This window comes from Mesorhizobium sp. M0563, from assembly GCF_040321065.1.
Classification (GTDB): domain Bacteria; phylum Pseudomonadota; class Alphaproteobacteria; order Rhizobiales; family Rhizobiaceae; genus Mesorhizobium.
In genome coordinates this window covers 69,185-88,750 of sequence record NZ_JAMYQV010000008.1, presented here as the reverse complement: position 1 = coordinate 88,750, position 19,566 = coordinate 69,185, and the positions used below count along the sequence as shown (strand labels likewise).

18 protein-coding genes are annotated in these 19,566 nt (G+C 64.0%); 17 read left to right on the top strand and 1 reads right to left on the bottom strand.

Annotated features, from left to right (window positions below; genetic code table 11):
- Positions 1–190 precede the first annotated feature (190 nt).
- From NKI50_RS13130 to NKI50_RS13100, 7 genes are all read left to right on the top strand, one after another.
- Entirely contained in the window at positions 191–1,468 is a 1,278-nt protein-coding gene (locus tag NKI50_RS13130; RefSeq protein WP_352716745.1) for a lytic murein transglycosylase, read from the top strand.
- A gap of 201 nt (positions 1,469–1,669) precedes the next feature.
- Positions 1,670–3,313 (top strand): ABC transporter substrate-binding protein, encoded by a 1,644-nt coding sequence (locus NKI50_RS13125; RefSeq protein WP_352716742.1) that lies wholly within the window; start codon positions 1,670–1,672, stop codon positions 3,311–3,313.
- Between the two features lie 18 nt (positions 3,314–3,331).
- Positions 3,332–4,399, top strand: a complete 1,068-nt coding sequence (locus NKI50_RS13120) for an ABC transporter permease (RefSeq protein WP_352716740.1) — start codon at positions 3,332–3,334, stop codon at positions 4,397–4,399.
- Positions 4,400–4,412: 13 nt separating this feature from the next.
- Positions 4,413–5,333 (top strand): nickel transporter permease, encoded by a 921-nt coding sequence (gene nikC, locus NKI50_RS13115; RefSeq protein WP_292653972.1) that lies wholly within the window; start codon positions 4,413–4,415, stop codon positions 5,331–5,333.
- On the top strand, positions 5,330–6,163 hold the full coding sequence (locus tag NKI50_RS13110) for an ABC transporter ATP-binding protein (RefSeq protein WP_352716737.1): 834 nt from the start codon (positions 5,330–5,332) through the stop codon (positions 6,161–6,163). The genes nikC and NKI50_RS13110 overlap by 4 nt, the downstream gene beginning before the upstream one ends.
- Positions 6,160–6,909 (top strand): ABC transporter ATP-binding protein, encoded by a 750-nt coding sequence (locus NKI50_RS13105; protein ID WP_352493759.1) that lies wholly within the window; start codon positions 6,160–6,162, stop codon positions 6,907–6,909. Before NKI50_RS13110 ends, NKI50_RS13105 begins: the two co-directional genes overlap by 4 nt.
- A 142-nt stretch (positions 6,910–7,051) precedes the next feature.
- Positions 7,052–8,329: a 4-aminobutyrate--2-oxoglutarate transaminase gene (locus NKI50_RS13100; protein WP_352716735.1), complete on the top strand. Its 1,278-nt coding sequence runs from the start codon at positions 7,052–7,054 to the stop codon at positions 8,327–8,329.
- Position 8,330: 1 nt separating this feature from the next.
- Here NKI50_RS13100 and NKI50_RS13095 read toward each other — a convergent pair whose 3' ends face one another.
- Complete coding sequence (locus NKI50_RS13095; RefSeq protein WP_352716733.1) at positions 8,331–9,584, bottom strand: NAD(P)/FAD-dependent oxidoreductase; 1,254 nt, start codon at positions 9,582–9,584, stop codon at positions 8,331–8,333.
- Positions 9,585–10,007: 423 nt separating this feature from the next.
- Between NKI50_RS13095 and NKI50_RS13090 the strand changes: the two genes are divergently transcribed.
- The 10 genes from NKI50_RS13090 to miaB all read left to right on the top strand — a co-directional run bounded on the left by NKI50_RS13090 (position 10,008) and on the right by miaB (position 19,549).
- Positions 10,008–11,300, top strand: a complete 1,293-nt coding sequence (locus NKI50_RS13090) for an imelysin family protein (protein ID WP_502900363.1) — start codon at positions 10,008–10,010, stop codon at positions 11,298–11,300.
- Between the two features lie 55 nt (positions 11,301–11,355).
- A complete protein-coding gene (locus NKI50_RS13085; protein WP_084642720.1) occupies positions 11,356–11,667 on the top strand; it encodes a (2Fe-2S)-binding protein in 312 nt (103 codons plus the stop codon).
- Positions 11,633–12,118 (top strand): bacterioferritin, encoded by a 486-nt coding sequence (bfr, locus tag NKI50_RS13080; protein ID WP_023719581.1) that lies wholly within the window; start codon positions 11,633–11,635, stop codon positions 12,116–12,118. The genes NKI50_RS13085 and bfr overlap by 35 nt, the downstream gene beginning before the upstream one ends.
- Before the next feature lie 96 nt (positions 12,119–12,214).
- Complete coding sequence (locus NKI50_RS13075; RefSeq protein WP_502900362.1) at positions 12,215–13,738, top strand: di-heme oxidoreductase family protein; 1,524 nt, start codon at positions 12,215–12,217, stop codon at positions 13,736–13,738.
- Positions 13,738–14,814: an imelysin family protein gene (locus tag NKI50_RS13070; RefSeq protein ID WP_023719579.1), complete on the top strand. Its 1,077-nt coding sequence runs from the start codon at positions 13,738–13,740 to the stop codon at positions 14,812–14,814. Before NKI50_RS13075 ends, NKI50_RS13070 begins: the two co-directional genes overlap by 1 nt.
- A 2-nt stretch (positions 14,815–14,816) precedes the next feature.
- The gene (locus NKI50_RS13065; protein WP_023719578.1) at positions 14,817–15,923 is read left to right on the top strand and encodes a DUF1513 domain-containing protein; all 1,107 of its coding nucleotides are present in this window, start codon (positions 14,817–14,819) and stop codon (positions 15,921–15,923) included.
- A 160-nt stretch (positions 15,924–16,083) separates the two neighbouring features.
- A complete protein-coding gene (gene tsaB, locus NKI50_RS13060) occupies positions 16,084–16,761 on the top strand; it encodes a tRNA (adenosine(37)-N6)-threonylcarbamoyltransferase complex dimerization subunit type 1 TsaB (RefSeq protein WP_023719577.1) in 678 nt (225 codons plus the stop codon).
- On the top strand, positions 16,761–17,255 hold the full coding sequence (gene rimI, locus NKI50_RS13055) for a ribosomal protein S18-alanine N-acetyltransferase (protein WP_023719576.1): 495 nt from the start codon (positions 16,761–16,763) through the stop codon (positions 17,253–17,255). Before tsaB ends, rimI begins: the two co-directional genes overlap by 1 nt.
- 20 nt (positions 17,256–17,275) lie before the next feature.
- Positions 17,276–18,076, top strand: coding sequence for a lyso-ornithine lipid O-acyltransferase (gene olsA / locus NKI50_RS13050; protein WP_023719575.1), 801 nt, complete (start codon positions 17,276–17,278; stop codon positions 18,074–18,076).
- Positions 18,077–18,139: 63 nt separating this feature from the next.
- Entirely contained in the window at positions 18,140–19,549 is a 1,410-nt protein-coding gene (gene miaB / locus NKI50_RS13045) for a tRNA (N6-isopentenyl adenosine(37)-C2)-methylthiotransferase MiaB (RefSeq protein ID WP_352716726.1), read from the top strand.
- Positions 19,550–19,566: the final 17 nt, after the last annotated feature.

Below are 19,566 nucleotides of genomic sequence, written 5' to 3'. Positions count from 1 at the left end.
GGCGGGGAGAGTGCGGATGATGGCTGCTGCGCATTTTTTAAGGCGGGCACTCTGTCACACCCCCCTCTGTCCTGCCGGACATCTCCCCCGCAAGGGGGGAGATCGGCAGCGTCAATCTCGCCGCCAATCTTTCAACGTCGAAAATTGGCGGAAGCAGAGGCGACAGCCAATCTCCCCCCTTGCGGGGGAGATGTCCGGCAGGACAGAGGGGGGTGGGACGGATCGCTGCTTTCACAAAATAGCCGTCGCGTTTCTTCTCGCCGCACTTGCCGCCTTCCTCCTCGCCACCCCCGTCTCCGCGGCAAAAATCGACGATCAGTTCCGCGCCTGGCTTGGCAACGACCTCTGGCCCGAAGCCAAGGCCAAAGGCATCTCCAGGAAAACCTTCGATGCCGCCTTCGACGGCGTCAAGCCGAACCTCAAGCTGCCCGACCTGGTGCTGCCGGGCGAGAAGGCGACGACGCCGCGGAAGCAGCATCAGGCCGAGTTCGGTTCGCCGGGCGCCTATTTCGCCGAAAAGATAGTTCGCGCGGTCACCGCCGGCGGCCGCACCCGCGAGGCGGCCAACGCTAGGACCCTTGCCGCTATCGAGAAGCGCTATGGCGTGCCCGGCGAAGTGCTGCTGGCGATCTGGGGCCGCGAGAGCGGCTTCGGTGCGGCAAAGCTGCCCTACGACGCCTTCGAGGTGCTGGGCACCAAGGCGTTCATGTCGACGAAGAAAGAATTCTTCCGCACCGAGCTGCTGGCGGCGCTCGAGATCGTCGAGCGCGGGCTTGCCCCGGTCGGCGCGATAAAATCGTCCTGGGCCGGTGCGCTCGGTCAGCCGCAGTTCATGCCGACGTCGTTTCTGAAGCATGCCGTCGATTTCGATGGCGACGGCCGCACCGACATCTGGAATTCGAGGCCCGACATACTGGCGTCGATCGCCAATTATCTCGTGCATTATGGCTGGGTCAGGGGCCGCGGCTGGGGCTTCGAGGTGACGATACCGGACAGCGTCTCGTGCTCGCTCGAAGGTCCCGACCAGGGCAAGAAGATTTCGCAATGGGCTGATATGGGTATCAGGCGTGTGTCGGGTAAACCATTCCCGGCGAGTGAACTGAAGGCAGAAGGTTTTCTTTTGATGCCGGCCGGGCGCAGCGGCCCGGCCTTCATCGTGACCCCCAATTTCTACGTGCTGAAGCAGTACAACACCAGCGATCTCTATGCCCTGTTCATCGGCCATGGCGCCGATCGCATCGCCCATGGCGACAGCAATTTCTCGGGCAATTGGGGCGCGGTCGGCGGGCTCTACCGCTCCGACATCGCCGCCCTGCAGCGGGCGCTGGAGGCAAAGGGTTATGATGTCGGCAGCGCCGACGGCCTGCCCGGCTTCAAGACGCGCCGCTCGATCGGCAAATGGCAGGCCAGAAACGGCCGTTCCGCTACCTGCTTTCCCGACGCCGACCTGGCTACCGCGCTGAAATAGCCGGGTTTTCGCACCGCCGGTCTGGCCCAATCGACCGTTCTGCAAATGCTCGTTGCCGCGCTCGAAACCGCCGGATATGGTGAGCCGGAACTGCACAAAAATTGCCAAGACAATGGTCCGGGGATCACCGTTCGACGCGGCAAGAAAATGCCACAACCCTGAGCCGGGAACTCAGGTCAACAAAAACAGGGAACAGTTAAAATGATGATGGAAAAGTTTGCTCTACGCTCCCGCTTCTTGCTCGCGGGCGCGGCCATGTCCGCGCTGCTTCTGGCCGCTGCGCCTGCCTTCGCGGTCACGCCCGCCGACACGCTGGTCGAGGGTTTCGCCATCGACGACATCATCTCCATGGATCCGGGCGAGGCATTCGAATTGTCGACCGCCGAAATCACCGGCAACACCTATGATCTCCTGGTACGCCTCGACCTCAGCGACACCTCCAAGGTCAAAGGCGATCTCGCGGAAAGCTGGAGCGTCTCCGACGACGGCCTGACCTACACGTTCAAGCTCAAGCTCGGCCTCAAATTCGCCTCCGGCAATCCGATCACGGCGGCGGACGTCGCCTATTCGTTCGAGCGCGCCATCAAGCTCGACAAGAGCCCGGCCTTCATCATCGGCCAGTTCGGCATCGATGGCGGCAATGTCACCGAGAAGGCGAAGGCCGTTGATGATACGACGTTCCAGTTCACCGTCGACAAGGCCTATGCGCCGAGCTTCGTGCTGAACTGCCTGTCGGCGACGGTCGCCTCGGTGGTCGACGCCAAGCTGGTCAAGGAGCATGTCGCCGCGGTCACGCCGAGCGCCGACTACAAATGGGACAATGATTTCGGCAATGCCTGGCTGAAGACCGGCTATGCCGGCTCCGGCGCCTTCAAGCTGCGCGAATGGCGCGCCAACGAGGCCGTCGTGCTGGAACGCAACGACAATTACAACGGCGAGAAGGCCAAGCTTGCCCGTGTCATCTATCGCAACATGAAGGAAAGCTCGGGCCAGCGCCTGGCGCTGGAAGCCGGCGACATCGACGTCGCCCGCAATCTCGAGCCGAACGATCTCGACGCCATCGCCAAGAATGCCGACCTCACCACCACCAGCGCGCCGAAGGGCACGGTCTATTACATCAGCCTCAACCAGAAGAACGCGAACCTCGCCAAGCCCGAGGTTCGCCAGGCGTTCAAATATCTGGTCGACTACGATGCCTTGAGCACGACCATCCTCAAGGGCATCGGCGAGATCCATCAGACCTTCCTGCCCAAGGGCGTACTCGGCGAGCTGGACGAAAATCCGTTCAAGTTCGACGTCGCCAAGGCCAAGGAACTGCTCGCCAAGGCGGGTCTCGCCGACGGCTTCAGCGTCACCATGGACGTGCGCACCGGCCAGCCGACGACGGGCATGGCGGAATCGATCCAGCAGACGTTGGGACAGGCCGGCATCAAGCTGGAGATCATCCCCGGCGACGGCAAGCAGACGCTGACCAAATACCGCGCCCGCAACCACGACATCTATATCGGCCAGTGGGGCCAGGACTATTTCGACCCGAATTCCAATGCGCAGACCTTTGCCAGCAACCCGGACAATTCGGATGAAGGCAAGACCAAGACGCTGGCCTGGCGCAACGCCTGGGACATTCCGGACCTGACCAAGCAAACGGAGGCCGCCCTGCTCGAGAAGGACGCGGCCAAGCGCGCCACAATGTACCAGGATCTCGAGAAGAAGATCCTCGACACCAGTCCTTTCGTCATCATCCACCAGCAGCTGGAAGTGGCCGGCCTGCGCAAGAACCTCAAGGGCTTTGCGCTCGGCCCGAGCTTCGACACCAACTTCGTCGGCCCCGTCTCGAAGGAGTGACGCCGGCGGACGCGCCGTATGAGTGTGGCTGAAAGCGAAGTGACGGCAGGGCGCGGCGGCGCCCGCGCCGTTGCCGTGGCCTCATCGATCGCCCGGTTCCTGGTCATCGCGATAACGACCTATCTCGGTCTGCTCGCGGTGACCTTCTTCATCGGCCGTGTCATCCCGATCGACCCGGTGCTGGCGGTGCTCGGCGACCGGGCGCCGGCCAATGTCGTCGAACGAACGCGCCGCGAGATGGGCCTCGACCTGCCGCTGGTCGAGCAGTTCTACATCTATGTCAAACATGCCCTGAACGGTGATTTCGGCACCTCGGTGCTGACCACCAATCCGGTGATGACCGATATCCGCCGCGCCTTTCCCGCGACGCTCGAACTGGCGACGCTGGGAACATTGATCGGTTCGGTGATCGGCGTGCCGCTTGGCGTGCTGGCCGCGGTGCGGCGCGGCAGCGTCATCGACCAGGTCGTGCGGATCATCGGCCTTGTCGGCTATTCCGTGCCGATCTTCTGGCTGGGGCTGCTGGCGCTGGTTCTGTTCTACGCCAAGCTGCAATGGGTCGCCTTTCCCGGCCGCCTCGATGTCGTCTACGAATACACCTTCACGCCGATTACCGGCTTTTACCTGCTGGATGCACTCTGGCAGCGGCAGTGGGACGTATTTGCCGATGCCTTCCGCCACATCATCCTGCCGGCCTCGCTGCTCGGTTATTTCTCGCTCGCCTATATCAGCCGCATGACGCGCTCCTTCATGCTGAACGAACTCACCCAGGAATATATCGTCGCGGCACGAGCCAAGGGCCTGTCCGAAACGCGCATCATCTGGAGTCACGCGCTGCGCAACGCCGCGGTGCCGATGGTTACGGTGATCGCTCTGTCGTATGCCGGGCTGCTCGAAGGCTCGGTGCTGACCGAGACGGTGTTTTCGTGGCCGGGCATCGGCCTCTACATCACCAACTCGCTGCAGAACGCCGACATGAATGCCGTGCTCGGCGGCACCATCATCATTGGCTCGGTCTTCATCGCCATCAATCTATTCTCCGACCTGCTCTACCGGGTGCTCGATCCCAGGACCAAGGCAGGATGAGGACGAAGGCAGGATGAGCACGGAAGCGATTCAAACCCGCCGCGACTGGCTGCTCAGCGAGCGGCCGGCGTCGCGCGTGCAGGCAAGGCTCGGCCGCGCCTACGTGGCCTGGCGGCGCTTCTCCGCCAACCGGCTGGCGTTTGCCGGCCTGCTCATCATCATCGCCCTACTGGTGGTCGCGGCCTTCGCCGATGTGCTGGCGCCCTATTCGCCGACATTCGGCGACCTCAAGGGCTCGCGGCTGCTGGCGCCGAGTGCCGCGCACTGGTTCGGCACCGACGATCTCGGCCGCGACATCTATTCGCGCATCATCTTCGGCTCGCGCTGGACACTGTACGTCGTCATTCTGGTTGCCATCATCGCCGCGCCCATCGGCTTGCTGGTCGGCACCGTCGCCGGCTATGCCGGCGGCTGGACCGATGCGATCCTGATGCGCATCACCGACATCTTTCTCGCCTTTCCGAAGCTGATCCTGGCGCTGGCCTTCGTCGCCGCGCTCGGCCCCGGCATCGAAAACGCCGTGCTCGCCATCGCCATCACCTCGTGGCCGCCCTATGCCCGCATTGCGCGCGCCGAAACGCTCACGGTGCGCAATTCCGATTACATCAAGGCGGTGCAGCTGATGGGCGCCTCGCCGTTCCGCATCGTGCTTCGCCACATAATGCCGCTCTGCATCTCCTCGCTGATCATCAGGGTGACGCTCGACATGGCCGGCATCATCCTGACCGCCGCCGGTCTCGGCTTCCTCGGTCTCGGCGCGCAGCCGCCGCTGCCGGAATGGGGCGCGATGATCGCATCGGGCCGCCGCTTCGTGCTCGACCAGTGGTGGGTGGCGGGCGCGCCGGGCTTTGCCATCCTCATCGTCAGCCTCGGCTTCAACCTGCTCGGCGACGGCCTGCGCGACGCGCTCGATCCCCGAAGCGGTGACCAATGAGCACGCTTCTCGAAGTCGACGACCTGCGCGTTACCTTCCCGACGCGCACCGGCCTGATCGAGGCGGTGCGCGGCGTTTCCTTCTCGCTCGGCCGCGAGCGGCTCGGCATCGTCGGCGAGAGCGGATCGGGCAAATCGCAGACCGGCCGCGCCATCATGGGAGTGACCCCGCCGCAGGCCGAGGTGACCGCGAAGACGCTCGCTTTCGACGGCATCGACCTGCTGGCCGCCTCGCCGCGCGAGCGCCGGGCGCTGCGCGGCAAGCGTATCGCCATGATCCTGCAGGATCCGAAATATTCGCTGGACCCGGTGATGAGCATCGGCCGCCAGATCGTCGAGACGCTGCGCACGCATGAGAAGGTCTCCAAGGCCGAAGCCCGCGAGCGCGCGCTTGCCATGCTGGAGGCTGTGCAGATCCGCGATCCGGTCCGTGTCTTCGACCTGCATCCGCATGAGGTTTCCGGCGGCATGGGCCAGCGCGCCATGATCGCCATGATGCTGATCGCCGGGCCGGAGATGATGATCGCCGACGAGCCGACCTCGGCGCTCGACGTCACCGTGCAGCTCGACGTGCTCGGCATCCTCGACCGGCTGGTCAGCGAGCGCGGCATGGGGCTGATCTTCATCTCGCACGACCTGCGCCTGGTCTCGTCCTTCTGCGATCGTGTCATCGTCATGTATGCCGGCAAGGTGGTCGAACAGCTCAAGGCCTCCGAACTCGGCCGCGCCCAGCATCCCTATACACGCGGCCTGCTCAACTGCATGCCCAAGATCGGCGCCGACCGCCACCCGTTGCCGGTGCTCGACCGCAAGCCGGAGTGGGCGGCATGACGGCAGCCCTTTCCGTCGACAGGCTGGAGGTGATGTTCGACCGCTTCCGCGCGCTGAAAGGCGTCAGCCTCGAGGTGCAATCCGGTGAATCGTTCGGCCTCGTCGGCGAATCCGGCTCCGGCAAGTCGACCCTTCTCAGGGCAATCGCCGGCCTGGCGCCGGCCGCATCAGGCACCATTACCGTCAACGGCAAAACGCTCGGCGCGCGCCGCGACAAGGCGTTTTATCGCGAGGTGCAGATGGTCTTCCAGGACCCGTACGGCTCGCTGCACCCGCGCCAGACCGTCGACCGCCTGCTGCAGGAGCCACTCGCCATTCACGGCTTCGCTGACGGTGAAAAGCGCATCCAGCGGGCGCTGGACGAGGTCGGCCTGGGAACCGGATTCCGCTTCCGCTATTCGCATCAACTGTCGGGCGGCCAGCGCCAGCGCGTCGCGATCGCCCGCGCCCTGATCCTCGAACCCTCGATCCTGCTGCTCGACGAACCCACGTCGGCGCTCGACGCTTCCGTACAGGCCGAAGTGCTCAACCTGTTGGAGGAGATCCGGCGGCGCCGCAAGCTGACCTTCCTGATGGTCAGCCACGACCTCGCCATCATCACCCATATGTGCGAGCGGCTGATGGTGATGCAGAACGGCGAGGCGGTCGAGCACCTCGCCGCCGGCGACCTTGTCGAACGCCGTGTCACCAAGGATTATACGCGCAATTTGCTGAGGGCCAGCGAGGGGTTTGTCAGGACGGCATGAGCGACGGGCGTTCGGTTGCTGACGCCGACCGGCAGGCCCAATCGCCCGGCGGCGGTGCCAACTTGAGGAAAAACTGAAATAAGCCCAGAAGAGTCTCAACAGCCATCAAACGAGAGCGGGCGCCGGCCCGGCGAGGGGTACGATGACAAATTCAGCCATTTCCGAACGCAAGAACCAGTCGATTTCCCGCGGCGTCGGCATGACCACTCAGATCTATGCCGATCGCGCCGAAAATTCGGAGATCTGGGACGTCGAAGGCCGCCGCTATATCGATTTCTCGTCCGGCATCGCTGTCGTCAACACCGGCCACCGTCACCCTAGGGTGATCGAAGCGGTCAAGGCGCAGCTCGACCGTTTCACCCACACCTGCTACCAGGTCGTGCCTTATGAGAGCTATATCAGGCTGGCAGAACGGCTGAACGGCATGCTCCCCGGCAAGTTCGACAAGAAGACGATTTTCCTCACCACCGGCGCCGAGGCGGTCGAGAACGCGATCAAGATCGCCCGCAATGCCACCGGCCGGCCGGCGGTCATCGCCTTTTCCGGCGGCTTTCACGGCCGCACCTTCATGGGCATGGCGCTGACCGGCAAGGTCGTGCCTTACAAGGTCGGCTTCGGCGCCATGCCGGCGGATGTCTTCCATGCGCCGTTCCCGGTGGCGCTGCACGGCGTCTCGGTCGCCGATTCGCTGGCCGCGCTCGACCGGCTGTTCAAGGCCGATGTCGACCCGGCCCGCGTCGCCGCGATCATCGTCGAGCCGGTGCAGGGCGAGGGTGGCTTCTACGAGGCGCCGCGCGACTTCATGACCGCATTGCGCAAGATCTGCGACCAGCACGGCATGCTGCTGATCGCCGACGAAGTGCAGACCGGCTTTGCCCGCACCGGCAAGATGTTTGCCATGGACCACCACGAGGTGGCGGCCGACATCACCACCATGGCCAAGAGCCTGGCCGGCGGCTTCCCGCTGGCGGCCGTCACCGGGCGTGCCGAGATCATGGATGCGCCGAGCCCCGGCGGGCGGGGCGGCACCTATGGCGGCAGCCCGATCGGCGTCGCCGCGGCGCATGCCGTGCTCGACGTCATCGATGAGGAGAAGCTCTGCGACCGCGCCAACACGCTAGGCAACCGTCTGAAGCAGCGCCTGCAATCGATCCGCGACGAAGCGCCTGAGATTGTCGATATCCGAGGACCTGGCTTCATGAACGCGGTCGAGTTCAACGATGTGACGAAGGGGCTGCCGTCGTCGGAACTCGCCAATGCGGTGCGGCTGAAGGCGCTCGACAAGGGCCTGATCCTGCTGACCTGCGGCGTCTACGGCAACGTCATCCGCTTCCTCGCGCCGATCACCATCCAGGACGCCGTCATGAACGAAGCGCTCGACATCCTCGAAAGCTCGATCCGCGAAGTTCGCGCCGCCTGAGCTATCCGGCCGCTCTTGCAGGCTCTGCCTGCTGGAAGGCGGCGAGCGCCGCCTTCAGCCCGTCGGGCCCGGTCGCGACAATCTGCGGCGACGGCGAAAAGCCGGCGCCGAGCATCTTGCGGCCAAGCATATGGTCGCCGGGCCGGTTGACCGATTCGATGCCGAGCAGCCGGCTTGCGGCGTAGTGGTAGATCGAGAATTTGTTTTCGGCCACGTCGCCCAGCACGACATGGCTGTCGCCGCCCGCAATCAGGCCGACCATCTGCAGCTTCATGTCGCCGATATCGGACCAGAACCACGGCACCGCCGAGTAATTGTCGGCATGGCCGATGATGGTGCGCGCGGCGAGCCGCGCCTGGTCTGTGGCGTTCTGCACCGATTCCAGCCGCACATCGCCGCCGGTGAACCAGTGCCGGTAGGAGGCGGCGTCGCCGATGGCGAGGATTTCCGGCACCGACGTGCGCATCTGCTGGTCGACGCGGATGCCGTTGGCGATGGCAATACCGGCGGCTTCGGCCAATTCGACATTCGGCACGACGCCAATGCCGATGACGACCATCTGTGCCGGCAATCTCTCGCCGGACGAGGTGATTGCAGCCGAAACACGGCCGTTCTCGCCCTCCAGCCGTTCGATGGTGGTGCCGGTGAGGACGCGCACACCGGTGGCTTCCAGCCGCTTGCGCACATGGCCGGCGATGACCGGCGCCACGGCGCGGCCGAGCAGTCGGTTGACCGCCTCGACCACCGTGACCTTGCGGCCGGCGGCGGTGAGCGTCGCGGCAATCTCCAGGCCGATGAAGCCGCCGCCGAGGATGACGGCCTCCTCGCTTTGCGCGCTCAATTCGCGGATCAGGCGGGCATCGCCGAGCGAGCGCAGCGACACAACGCCGGAAAGCTCCGAACCCGGCAGCGGCAGCAGGCGCGGCCGCGCGCCGGTGGCGAGGACCAGCCGCTCGAACGGCAGCACGCCGCCGCCCGATATCTCCAGCCGGCGGCCGCCTACATCGATGCGCTCGACCCGGAGGCCTGGCCGATAGTCTATGGCGCTGCCGGTATAAAAAGCCTCGCCGCGCAACGGCTGCGGCTTTGCTTGCTGATCCTTGATGAAGGTCTTCGACAGCGGCGGCTTGTGGTAGGGCAACTCGTTTTCGTCGCCGATCAGGATCACCGGCCCGTCATAGCCCTCTTCGCGCAGGCTGGCGGCCGCTTGCACGCCCGCATGACCCGCACCGACAATGACAACCCCGTTCTTCATAACAGCCCGATTCCTCATCCAAATCTAGGACGTCCCGCCAGCTGGCGATTGTCCGGCGCCGCCGCAAGAACGCCGATCCGGGTCGCACCCGGAATGCCCCCCTGTCAATCGCGTCATGCGCCGGCATTCCTGATACATCGGTGTTAAAGTTGACAGTTCTAGTTTAGAATAATTCTAAACTGTTGTTTCAATTGAATTTTTTCTAGACCACCAGTTGACATCCGGCGTCTTCGCCGTTTTATGGAAGCTCGCGCGTCAGCGCATCCCTTTGATGTCTGGGCCTTGAACCCTTTCGATTGGAGGCATTTCGGTGTCTTTCTTCCGCGAACCGCGCGATGGCGCGACCCTTCTTTGCCCGCTGGCAACTGCCCGCCGCGGCGCCGGCATTTCATTGATTCCCGAGGAGAGACAGTCATGAGAACGATGATCACGGCGCGGTATGGCGGCAGGCTTGCGGCGATCGGCGCCACCGCGATGCTCACGGCGGCGGTGTTCGTGCTGCCGGCCAAGGCGCAAACCGATGCTAAGGCGGTCATCAAGACCTATTCCGACATTGCGCTCGCCAAATACGAGGATTCGCTGATCACGGCCGAGGCGCTCGACAAGGCTGTCGATGCACTGCTCGCCAAGCCATCGGCCGAAACGCTGAACGCCGCCCGCGAGGCCTGGAAGGCATCGCGCGTTCCCTATCAGCAGACCGAGGTCTATCGCTTCGGCAATGCGATCGTCGATGACTGGGAAGGCAAGGTGAACTCCTGGCCGCTCGACGAGGGCTTGATCGACTATGTCGCCAAGGGCTACGGCACCGAGTCGGACGCCAACGCGCTCTATACCGCCAATGTGATCGCCAACAAGTCGATCGAGATCAACGGCAAGAAGGTCGACGCTACCAATCTGACGCCGGAGTTCCTCTCCGGCACCCTGCAGGAAGCCGGCGGCATCGAGGCCAATGTGGCGACCGGCTATCACGCCATCGAATTCCTGCTATGGGGCCAGGACCTGCACGGCACCGGTCCTGGCGCCGGCGAGCGGCCCTACACCGATTACGATCTTGCCAATTGCACCGGCGGCAATTGCGACCGTCGCGGGCAGTACCTGAAATCGGCGAGCGACCTTCTGGTTTCCGATCTCAAGGACATGGTCTACGACTGGAAGGAAGGCGGCGCCGCCCGCAAGAACCTTGTCGATGGCGAGCCGAACGCCGCCATTTCGACCATCTTCACCGGCATGGGCTCGCTGTCCTATGGCGAGCTCGCCGGCGAGCGGATGAAGCTCGGCCTCTTGCTGCACGATCCGGAAGAGGAGCACGATTGTTTCTCCGACAACACTTACAACTCCCATCTCAATGACGCCGTCGGCATCCGCGCCGCCTATCGCGGCAGCTACACGCGGCTTGACGGCACTGTCGTCGAGGGCCCGTCGGTGGCCGACATGGTCAAGGCGGCCGATCCGGCGATCGACAAGGAATTATCGGACAAACTGGATGTCACCGTCGCCAAGATGGAGGCCATCAAGGCGCGGGCGCTTGCCGGCGAGGCCTATGACCAGCAGATCGGAGAGGGCAACACGGAAGGCAATGCCACCGTGCAGGCGGCGATCGAGGCGCTGGTCGATCAGACCAAGTCGATCGAACGCGCCGTCGGTACCCTGAAGCTCAATGCCATAGCCTTCGAGGGCTCGGACAGCCTCGATTCACCGGACAAGGTGTTCCAGTAAACTATCGAAACCACCAGCCACGCGGTGCAATGAGCGCCGTCAGCCAGAGCGCCAAATGCTGATCTGCCATTGCAACATCATCACCGAAAAGGAGATAGAGCAGACGATCGTCGAACTGCTGGATGAGGACCCTTGGCAGCTTATCGTGCCGGCGAAGGTCTATCATGCCATGCACAAGCGCGGTCGCTGTTGCGGCTGCTTCCCAAATGTGGTCGAAACGATCATTCGGGTCACCGAAAATTACCACACCCGCTCGGCGGCGAGCGGCGTGGACATCGTTTCACACCTGGATCGCGTCAGAGGCCTGCGCGTCCAATACGGGAGCAGAACCCATGAAAGGCGAACAGCAGATCATAGAGCGGCTTAACGAGGCTCTGTTTCTGGAACTTGGAGCGGTCAATCAGTACTGGGTGCATTTCCGGCTGCTGGAAGACTGGGGATACGCCAAGCTGGCGAAGAAGGAACGCGCCGAATCGATCGAGGAAATGCACCATGCCGACCGGCTCGTGGCGCGCATCATTTTCCTCGAGGGCCATCCGAACCTGCAGTCCGTGGCGCCGCTGCGCATCGGGCAGAATGTCAAGGAAGTGCTCGAATCCGATCTTGCCGGCGAATATGACGCGCGCACTGCCTACAAGCGGTCGCGCGAGATCTGCAACGAGGCAGGCGACTACGTGACGATGAAGCTGTTCGAGGAATTGCTGACTGACGAGGAAGGTCACATCGACTTCCTCGAGACGCAACTCGATCTGCTGGCCTCGATCGGCGAAGAAAAGTATGGCCAGCTCAACGCGGCGTCGGCCGACGAGGCGGAATAAGGACATGCGGGAATGCGGCGCACCCTAGATTTCATGCGCCGCTTGCGGCCGGCCGAGCATTGCGGCCCGCCGCCTCAGAAGAAGCCGCGATACGGAATGGTTCGCGGCGCTTTTCTTGCCGTGGTGGCGACGCTCACAGCCTCGGCGCTGGCCGGAGCGCCGCAACCGGCGGGCCTTGCCACCAGCCGCACCGATCTGGCGCCGAAGGATCTGGCGCGCGTCATCGCCATTACCAGGCCGACCAGCGATTTCTCCAAGCCCGAGCAATTCGAGCTAATGCAGGGCGGCGCCGGCACCTCGAAGAAGGACGTCAACAAGGACGCCTTCTCGCAATCCTCTGCCAACATCAGCTTCGAGGAAGAGGGCACCTTCAAGCTCGGCAACGCCATTTTCCGCAAGAACTGGGTGTCCTCGCCATCCTCGACACAGGCCTCGGATGGGCTCGGTCCGCTGTTCAATGAGCGCGGCTGCCAGAACTGTCATCTGAAGGACGGCCGCGGCCATCCGCCCGAAGGCGACAGCGGCACCACCTCGATGTTCCTGCGCCTGGCAAGGCAAGCCAGTACCGAGGAGGAGGAAGCCGCGCTCGCCGATCACAAGGTGCTCAACTTCCCCGACCCGGTCTATGGCACGCAATTGCAGGAATTGGCGGTACCCGGCCTGCAGGGCGAGGGCAGGATGCATGTCGACTATCAGGACGAGAAGGTGAAATTGGCGGATGGCAGCACGGTGTCGCTGCGCAAGCCGAGCTATTCGGTCGAGGGCCTCGCCTACGGGCCGCTCGACCCGCACACCACGCTGTCGCCGCGCATGACGCCGCCGATGATCGGCCTCGGCCTGGTCGAGCAGATCGCTCCTGCCGACATCCTTGCGCGTGCCGATGCGGCCGACCGCGATGGTGACGGGATTTCCGGCAGGCCCAACATAATACGTGACGGCAGCAGCGGTGAACTGACGCTCGGCCGTTTCGGCTGGAAGGCGCAGGCGGCATCGATCCGCCAGCAATCGGCGGACGCTTTTGCCGGTGATATCGGCATTTCGACGCCCGAGGTGCCGAAGCACTGGGGCGATTGCACCTCCGGAGAAAAGACCTGCCTTGCCCTGCCTAACGGCGTGCAGGAGCGCCTCGGTCCGGTCGAAGCGCCGCCGCCGATCATGGACCTCGTTACCTTCTATTCGCAAAACCTTGCCGTGCCGGCCCGGCGCGGTCTCGACAGACCGGACGTGCTCGCCGGCAAAAAACTGTTCTACGATATGGGCTGCATCTCCTGCCATACGCCGAAATTCGTCACCCGTCGCGGCACCCCGAATAAGGCGCAGGCCTTCCAGCTGATCTGGCCGTATTCCGATTTCCTGCTGCACGACATGGGACCAGGCCTTGCCGACGGGCAGGCGGTGGGCGAGGCCACGGGAAGCGAATGGCGCACGCCGCCGCTGTGGGGCATCGGGCTCACCCAGACCGTCAGCGGCAACACCTTCTTCCTGCATGACGGGCGCGCGCGCAGCCTGGCCGAGGCGATCCTGTGGCATGGCGGCGAGGGCCAGAAGGCGCGTGACCGCTTTGCCGCCGCTGATGCGGCCGATCGCGATGCGCTGATCAAATTTCTGGAGTCGCTCTGATGCCGAAGCGTCTTGCGCTTGCGCTCGCTCTGCTGGTCCTCAACGGTGCGCTGCCAGCATCCGCGGCGGTGAAGGCTTCGGATGTGATCCAGCGGGCGACCGACGGCTTCGTCCGCCCGGCCTATGCCAGGCTGCATGACCATGCGGACAGCTTGGCGAAGATCATGCACGCGCTTTGCCAGGCGCCCTCGCAAGACAATCTCGATGCGGCACGCGCCGAATTCTCGGGTGTCGTGGATGCCTGGTCGGTGGTGGAAATCATCCGTTTCGGGCCGATCTCCGAAAACAACCGGCTTGAGCGCATGCTGTTTTGGCCGGACCGCAAGAGCATCGGCCTGAAGCAGGTGCAGGCAGCACTTGCCGGCAAGGATCCGACAGCCGCCGATCCGGCCCAGCTGGCGACAAAGAGCGTCGCCATGCAAGGGCTCGGCGCACTGGAATTCGTGCTCCATGGTGACGGCGCCGATCAATTGGCCGGCAGGGACGCCGCCTATCGCTGCGCCTACGGTGCGGCCATTGCCGGCAATATCGAGGCAATCGCCGGCGAGGTCAGCGATGCCTGGACCAAGCCCGACGGTTTTGCCGCGCTCTGGGCCAATCCGGGTCCGCAGAACGCGCTCTATCACGGCGGCACCGAAGCGGTGACCGAACTGGTCGGCGTCTTCATCAACGAGCTGAAAATGGTGCGCGACGTGCGCCTGAAAGGCTTCCTGGGCGCCAAGCCGGAGGCCGACAAACCGAAACAGGCGATCTATTGGCGCTCGCAAAACACCGCCCGCTCGCTGACCGGGAACCTGGCGGGCATGGACGCGCTGTTCCAGGCCTCGCAGCTTGGCGACGCGCTGCCGCCCGATGCGCGCTGGATGGCGGAATCGGTTCACATCCAGCTCACCAACGGGATCGAGGCGGCCAAGGCGATCAGGGGTCCGATCGACAAGGCACTTGCCGATCCGGCGCTGCGCCGCAAGCTCGATTATTTCTCGCTGGTGACATCCAGCCTGACGACCCTGATCGGAACCAGGCTGACCGCCGAATTTGGCCTGACCGCCGGGTTCTCGTCACTGGACGGCGACTGATCATGAGGACGCCGCTGATCGATCGGCGCGATTTCCTGAGGGCCGCAGGCGCTGGTTTCGTAGCGGCGATGGCGCCGTCGGCCTGGGCAAAGACACTCGACGCCGACGCGGTCTTCGCCACCGCTTTCGTCAAGCGCGACGGCAGCTATGGCGCGGCCGTCCTGTCCGAGGCCGGCAAGTTGTTGCACACGATCGATCTGCCCGATCGGGGCCACGACGTTACTTTCGACCCGGTGTCGAAGCGGTCGGTGGTGTTTGCCAGGCAGCCGGGCACCTTTGCTGTCGTCTTCGACCATACCGGCCGCGATGAACCGCAGACCATTGCCAGCGTTGCCGGCCGACATTTTTTCGGCCATGGCGTGTTCTCGGCCGACGGCACGCTGCTCTACGCCACCGAGAACGATTTCGACAATGCCGCCGGCGTGGTCGGCGTCTATGACGCGCATGCGAAATTCAAGCGCATCGGCGAGTTCCCGACCTACGGCATGGGCCCACACGAGCTTTTGCTGCTTTCCAATGGCAGGACGATTGCTGTGGCTAATGGCGGCATCGAGACGCATCCGGATTATGGCCGCGCAGAGCTCAATATCGCAACGATGAAGCCGTCCTATGTTCTGGTCGACCGCCTTACCGGCGATCTCACCGAAAAGCACGAATTGCCGCCGGCGCTGCACCAACTGTCGATCCGCCATATGGATGCCGACCGGTCCGGCACCGTCTGGTTCGGCTGTCAATACAGGGGGCCGGGTACCGATCGTCCCCCGCTGGTCGGCCGCGCGCCGCGCGGCAAGGACTTGCAATTGCTCGACATGTCGCAAGACGTGCTCTCCGGCTTCAGGAACTATATCGGCTCGGTCGCCGCCAACCCTGCCGCCGGCACCATCGCCGTGTCTTCGCCTGAGGGGAATTCGCTTGCCGTGATCGACACCGCCAGCAGCCGCATCGTCGCTACCAAGGCGCTGGTCGAGGTCTGTGGCGTGGCGCCCGATGGGAAAAGCTTCATGGCGACGACGGGCGCCGGCGAAATTGTCGAGGGCGGTGGCACGATCCGTTCCGAGCCGGACTATGTCTGGGACAATCACGTGCTGCGTATCGAGCAGATCGGCTAATCCTGGCAACGGTTTGTGGCAGTTGCGTTCGTCGAAACTTACCTTCTTGGACCCACACTCCAAGCAAGTCGCCTGAAGATTTGTGGATATTCCCCTTGCGGGGATCAGCCTTGGCGGGCAGAGGGAGGCTGCTTTCGAAACTGTCTCAACCGGGCGCTTCATGAAGTTGCTTGCCATCGACTGTGCCGCCAATCTCTGCGCCGCCTGCGTCTACGACGCGGCGGCCGGGAAAGAACTCGGCCGTTCGGTGCTCGATCTCGGCAAGGGTCATGCCGAGCATCTGATGGGTGTCATCGAAGGGGCGTTGAAGGCGGCCGGAACGGACTTTACCGGCCTCGGCGCCATTGCCGTTGCGACCGGTCCGGGCTCCTTCACCGGTCTGCGCGTCGGCGTCTCGGCGGCGCGCGGCCTTGCGCTGGCGCTGAAAATCCCCGCGATCGGCGTGACGACTCTGGAGGCGTTGGCCGCAGAGGCCGCAGCGATATTTCCCCGCCGCGCCGTGCTCGCCGCGCTCGATGCAGGCCGCGAGGAGATCCATGCGGCGCTTTACGATGAGAGGTCGGTTCTGATCTATGGTCCGGCTGTGACCACGCTCTCGCAAGCCGCAGCCATGGCGACCGACATCTCTCCGGTTCTGGCGGGCACGGCGGCAACCCAAATTGCCGCGGCGGCCGGGCGCAGCTTCGATCTCGGCGGGACGGCGGCCACCGCCGACATCGCCGTCTATGCCCATCGGGCCGCAGCCAAGGGCGAGGGCGAAAAGCCGAAACCGCTCTATCTGCGCGGCGCCGACGCCAAGCCGCAGGCCGGCTTTGTTTTATCGAGGCAAAAAAACTGATGCGCATTCCGTTCCTCCAGCCGCGCCGCAGGGACTATGCGCTCGAGCCGCTGACAATTGCCGACAGCGCGGCCATGTCGGTGCTGCATCGCGAGGATTTCGCGCGGCCGTGGACCGACGACGAATTCGCCGCACTGCTCGAGCAGGACACCGTGTTCGGCTATGCCGCGCGCGAGACCGGACAGGGCGCCAAGCCGCCGGTCGGCTTCGTGCTGGCGCGGCTGGCGGCCGGCGAGGGGGAGGTCCTGACGGTCGCGGTGGCACGCTCGCATCGGCGCCGGGGGCTCGGCTGGCAATTGATGGATGCGGTGCTGCGCGAATTGCACGCACAGCGCGCCGAGGCACTTTTCCTCGAGGTCGACGAGACCAACGTCGCTGCGATCGCGCTCTATCGGCGGCTTGGCTTCCGCGAGGTCGGCAAGCGCGCCAACTATTACAAATCGCCGGAACACGGCCCGACCGGCGCGCTTGTCATGCGCCGCGATCTTCGCTAGCCAAACGCCGGGGTGTGCGGATGATCGGAAAAATCAGGATTTTCCTGGCGCTGGGGCTGGTTGTCGTCGGCTCATTGGTGCTTGTGCCGCTGCAGGTCCTGTCGATGAGGACCGGGCTCTGGCGCGAGACCTTCATCCTGAAGATCTGGCACAGGATGATCGTCAGGGCGCTGGGGCTGCGCATCCATGTCAAGGGGGCGCTGTCCGGCCAGCGCCCATTGCTGATTGCCGCCAACCACATCTCCTGGACCGACATCATGGTACTGGGGTCGATGGTCGACGTGACGTTCATCGCCAGGGCCGACATGGCCGGCTGGCCGTTGATCGGCATGCTGTCGAAGCTGCAGCGCACTGTCTTCATCGAACGTGAGCGCAAACGTTCGTCGGGCGACCAGGCGAGCGAGATCGCCGGCCGCATGGCTAAGGGCGACGCCATGGTGCTGTTTGCCGAAGGCTCGACCGGCGACGGCAACATGATCCTGCCGTTCAAGAGTACGCTGTTCGGCGCCGCTACAATGGCGATTGCGGAAGGGGCGGCCGAACAGGTCTTCATCCAGCCGGTGGCGATCGTCTATACGCGCCTGCATGGCGTGCCGCTCGGCCGCCGGCATCGGCCGGTTGCCGCCTGGATCGGCGATGAAGAGCTGATGCCGCATCTGAAGGTGCTGATGGCCGAGGGCGCCCTCGACGTCGAGGTGCATTTTGGCGAGGCGATTGCTTTCTCCAAGGGCTCCAGCCGCAAGGAAACGGCAAAGCAGATGGAACGCCAGGTGCGCGAGATGGTACAGGCGGCTCTCGCCGAACCGCGCCCAAGCCGGTAAGCCGCGCAGGTTCCGGCCAGATTCGTCTGTTTTTTGTCAGGGAAAGGCGCTAGAAGCCGCGAAATGGAATTGAACACGATAGAACGCGACGACATCGGCGCTGCCGCCGAAAACCTAGTCGTTCTGCCTGCCGCGACCAGAAAGGTCTTCGTCAAGACCTATGGCTGCCAGATGAACGTCTACGATTCGCAGCGCATGACCGATGCGCTGGCGGCCGACGGCTATGCCGCGACAGACGCTATCGGCGAGGCCGATCTGGTGCTGCTCAACACCTGCCACATCCGCGAGAAAGCGGCGGAAAAAGTCTATTCCGAACTTGGGCGCATCCGTGAGTTGAAGGCCGAGCGTGCAAGGGCCGGGCGCGAAATGCTGGTCGGCGTCGCCGGCTGCGTGGCGCAGGCCGAGGGTGCCGAGATCATCCGCCGCTCGCCGGCCGTCGACCTGGTCATCGGCCCGCAGACCTACCACCGGCTGCCCGGTGTGCTGGCGAGGGCGCGGAGCGGCGAAAAGATCGTCGAGACCGACTATGCCGTCGAGGACAAGTTCGAGCATCTGCCGCAGCCGAAGCGCGCCGAACTGATCAGGCGCGGCGTGACGGCGTTCTTGACCGTTCAGGAAGGCTGCGACAAGTTCTGCACCTTCTGTGTCGTGCCCTACACGCGCGGCTCGGAAGTCTCGCGGCCGGTGGCACAGATCGTCGCCGAGGCCGAGCGCCTGGCGGATGCCGGCGTGCGCGAGGTGACGCTGCTCGGCCAGAACGTCAATGCCTGGCATGGAAGAGGTGAAAACGGCGCGGAATGGGGCCTTGGCCGGCTGCTGTTCAGGCTGGCCGAGATTCCGGGCCTGGCGCGCCTGCGCTACACAACCAGTCATCCACGCGACATGGACGATGAATTGATCGCCGCCCATCGTGATTTGCCTACGCTGATGCCCTATCTACATTTACCGGTGCAATCCGGCTCCGACCGCATACTCAAGGCGATGAACCGCAGGCATATGGCCAAGGACTATCTGACGTTGATCGACCGCATCCGTGCCGCACGGAACGACATTGCGCTGTCGGGCGATTTTATCGTCGGCTTTCCCGGCGAGACGGAAGCCGATTTCGAGGCGACCATGCAGTTGGTCGAAGACATCAACTATGCCTCGGCCTTTTCGTTCAAATATTCGCTGCGCCCCGGCACGCCGGGCGCCGAGATGAGTGATCACGTGCCGGAGGCCGTCAAGGACGAGCGCCTGCAGCGGCTGCAGGCGCTACTGCTGAAACAGCAGCAGGATTTCGGCGCAAGCCTGATCGGCAGGACCATCGACACGCTGATCGAAAAGCCGGGCCGCCAGGCCGGTCAGAAGGTTGGCCGCTCGCCCTGGCTGCAGCCGGTTATTGTTGATGAAATGGCCGGCGAAATCGGTGACATTATCCAGGTACGAATCACGAAGACGGGCTACAACAGCCTGTTCGCCGAATTGGCCTGAAGGTCTCGGCAGATGAG

What these genes read in the sequence shown, in the direction of transcription:
- NKI50_RS13130 (WP_352716745.1), top strand. Translation starts at nt 191, where the DNA reads ATGTCCGGCAGGACAGAGGGGGGTGGGACGGATCGCTGCTTTCACAAA.
- NKI50_RS13125 (WP_352716742.1), top strand. Translation starts at nt 1,670, where the DNA reads ATGATGATGGAAAAGTTTGCTCTACGCTCCCGCTTCTTGCTCGCGGGC.
- NKI50_RS13120 (WP_352716740.1), top strand. Translation starts at nt 3,332, where the DNA reads ATGAGTGTGGCTGAAAGCGAAGTGACGGCAGGGCGCGGCGGCGCCCGC.
- nikC (WP_292653972.1), top strand. Translation starts at nt 4,413, where the DNA reads ATGAGCACGGAAGCGATTCAAACCCGCCGCGACTGGCTGCTCAGCGAG.
- NKI50_RS13110 (WP_352716737.1), top strand. Translation starts at nt 5,330, where the DNA reads ATGAGCACGCTTCTCGAAGTCGACGACCTGCGCGTTACCTTCCCGACG.
- NKI50_RS13105 (WP_352493759.1), top strand. Translation starts at nt 6,160, where the DNA reads ATGACGGCAGCCCTTTCCGTCGACAGGCTGGAGGTGATGTTCGACCGC.
- NKI50_RS13100 (WP_352716735.1), top strand. Translation starts at nt 7,052, where the DNA reads ATGACAAATTCAGCCATTTCCGAACGCAAGAACCAGTCGATTTCCCGC.
- NKI50_RS13095 (WP_352716733.1), bottom strand. Translation starts at nt 9,584, where the DNA reads ATGAAGAACGGGGTTGTCATTGTCGGTGCGGGTCATGCGGGCGTGCAA.
- NKI50_RS13090 (WP_502900363.1), top strand. Translation starts at nt 10,008, where the DNA reads ATGATCACGGCGCGGTATGGCGGCAGGCTTGCGGCGATCGGCGCCACC.
- NKI50_RS13085 (WP_084642720.1), top strand. Translation starts at nt 11,356, where the DNA reads ATGCTGATCTGCCATTGCAACATCATCACCGAAAAGGAGATAGAGCAG.
- bfr (WP_023719581.1), top strand. Translation starts at nt 11,633, where the DNA reads ATGAAAGGCGAACAGCAGATCATAGAGCGGCTTAACGAGGCTCTGTTT.
- NKI50_RS13075 (WP_502900362.1), top strand. Translation starts at nt 12,215, where the DNA reads ATGGTTCGCGGCGCTTTTCTTGCCGTGGTGGCGACGCTCACAGCCTCG.
- NKI50_RS13070 (WP_023719579.1), top strand. Translation starts at nt 13,738, where the DNA reads ATGCCGAAGCGTCTTGCGCTTGCGCTCGCTCTGCTGGTCCTCAACGGT.
- NKI50_RS13065 (WP_023719578.1), top strand. Translation starts at nt 14,817, where the DNA reads ATGAGGACGCCGCTGATCGATCGGCGCGATTTCCTGAGGGCCGCAGGC.
- tsaB (WP_023719577.1), top strand. Translation starts at nt 16,084, where the DNA reads ATGAAGTTGCTTGCCATCGACTGTGCCGCCAATCTCTGCGCCGCCTGC.
- rimI (WP_023719576.1), top strand. Translation starts at nt 16,761, where the DNA reads ATGCGCATTCCGTTCCTCCAGCCGCGCCGCAGGGACTATGCGCTCGAG.
- olsA (WP_023719575.1), top strand. Translation starts at nt 17,276, where the DNA reads ATGATCGGAAAAATCAGGATTTTCCTGGCGCTGGGGCTGGTTGTCGTC.
- miaB (WP_352716726.1), top strand. Translation starts at nt 18,140, where the DNA reads ATGGAATTGAACACGATAGAACGCGACGACATCGGCGCTGCCGCCGAA.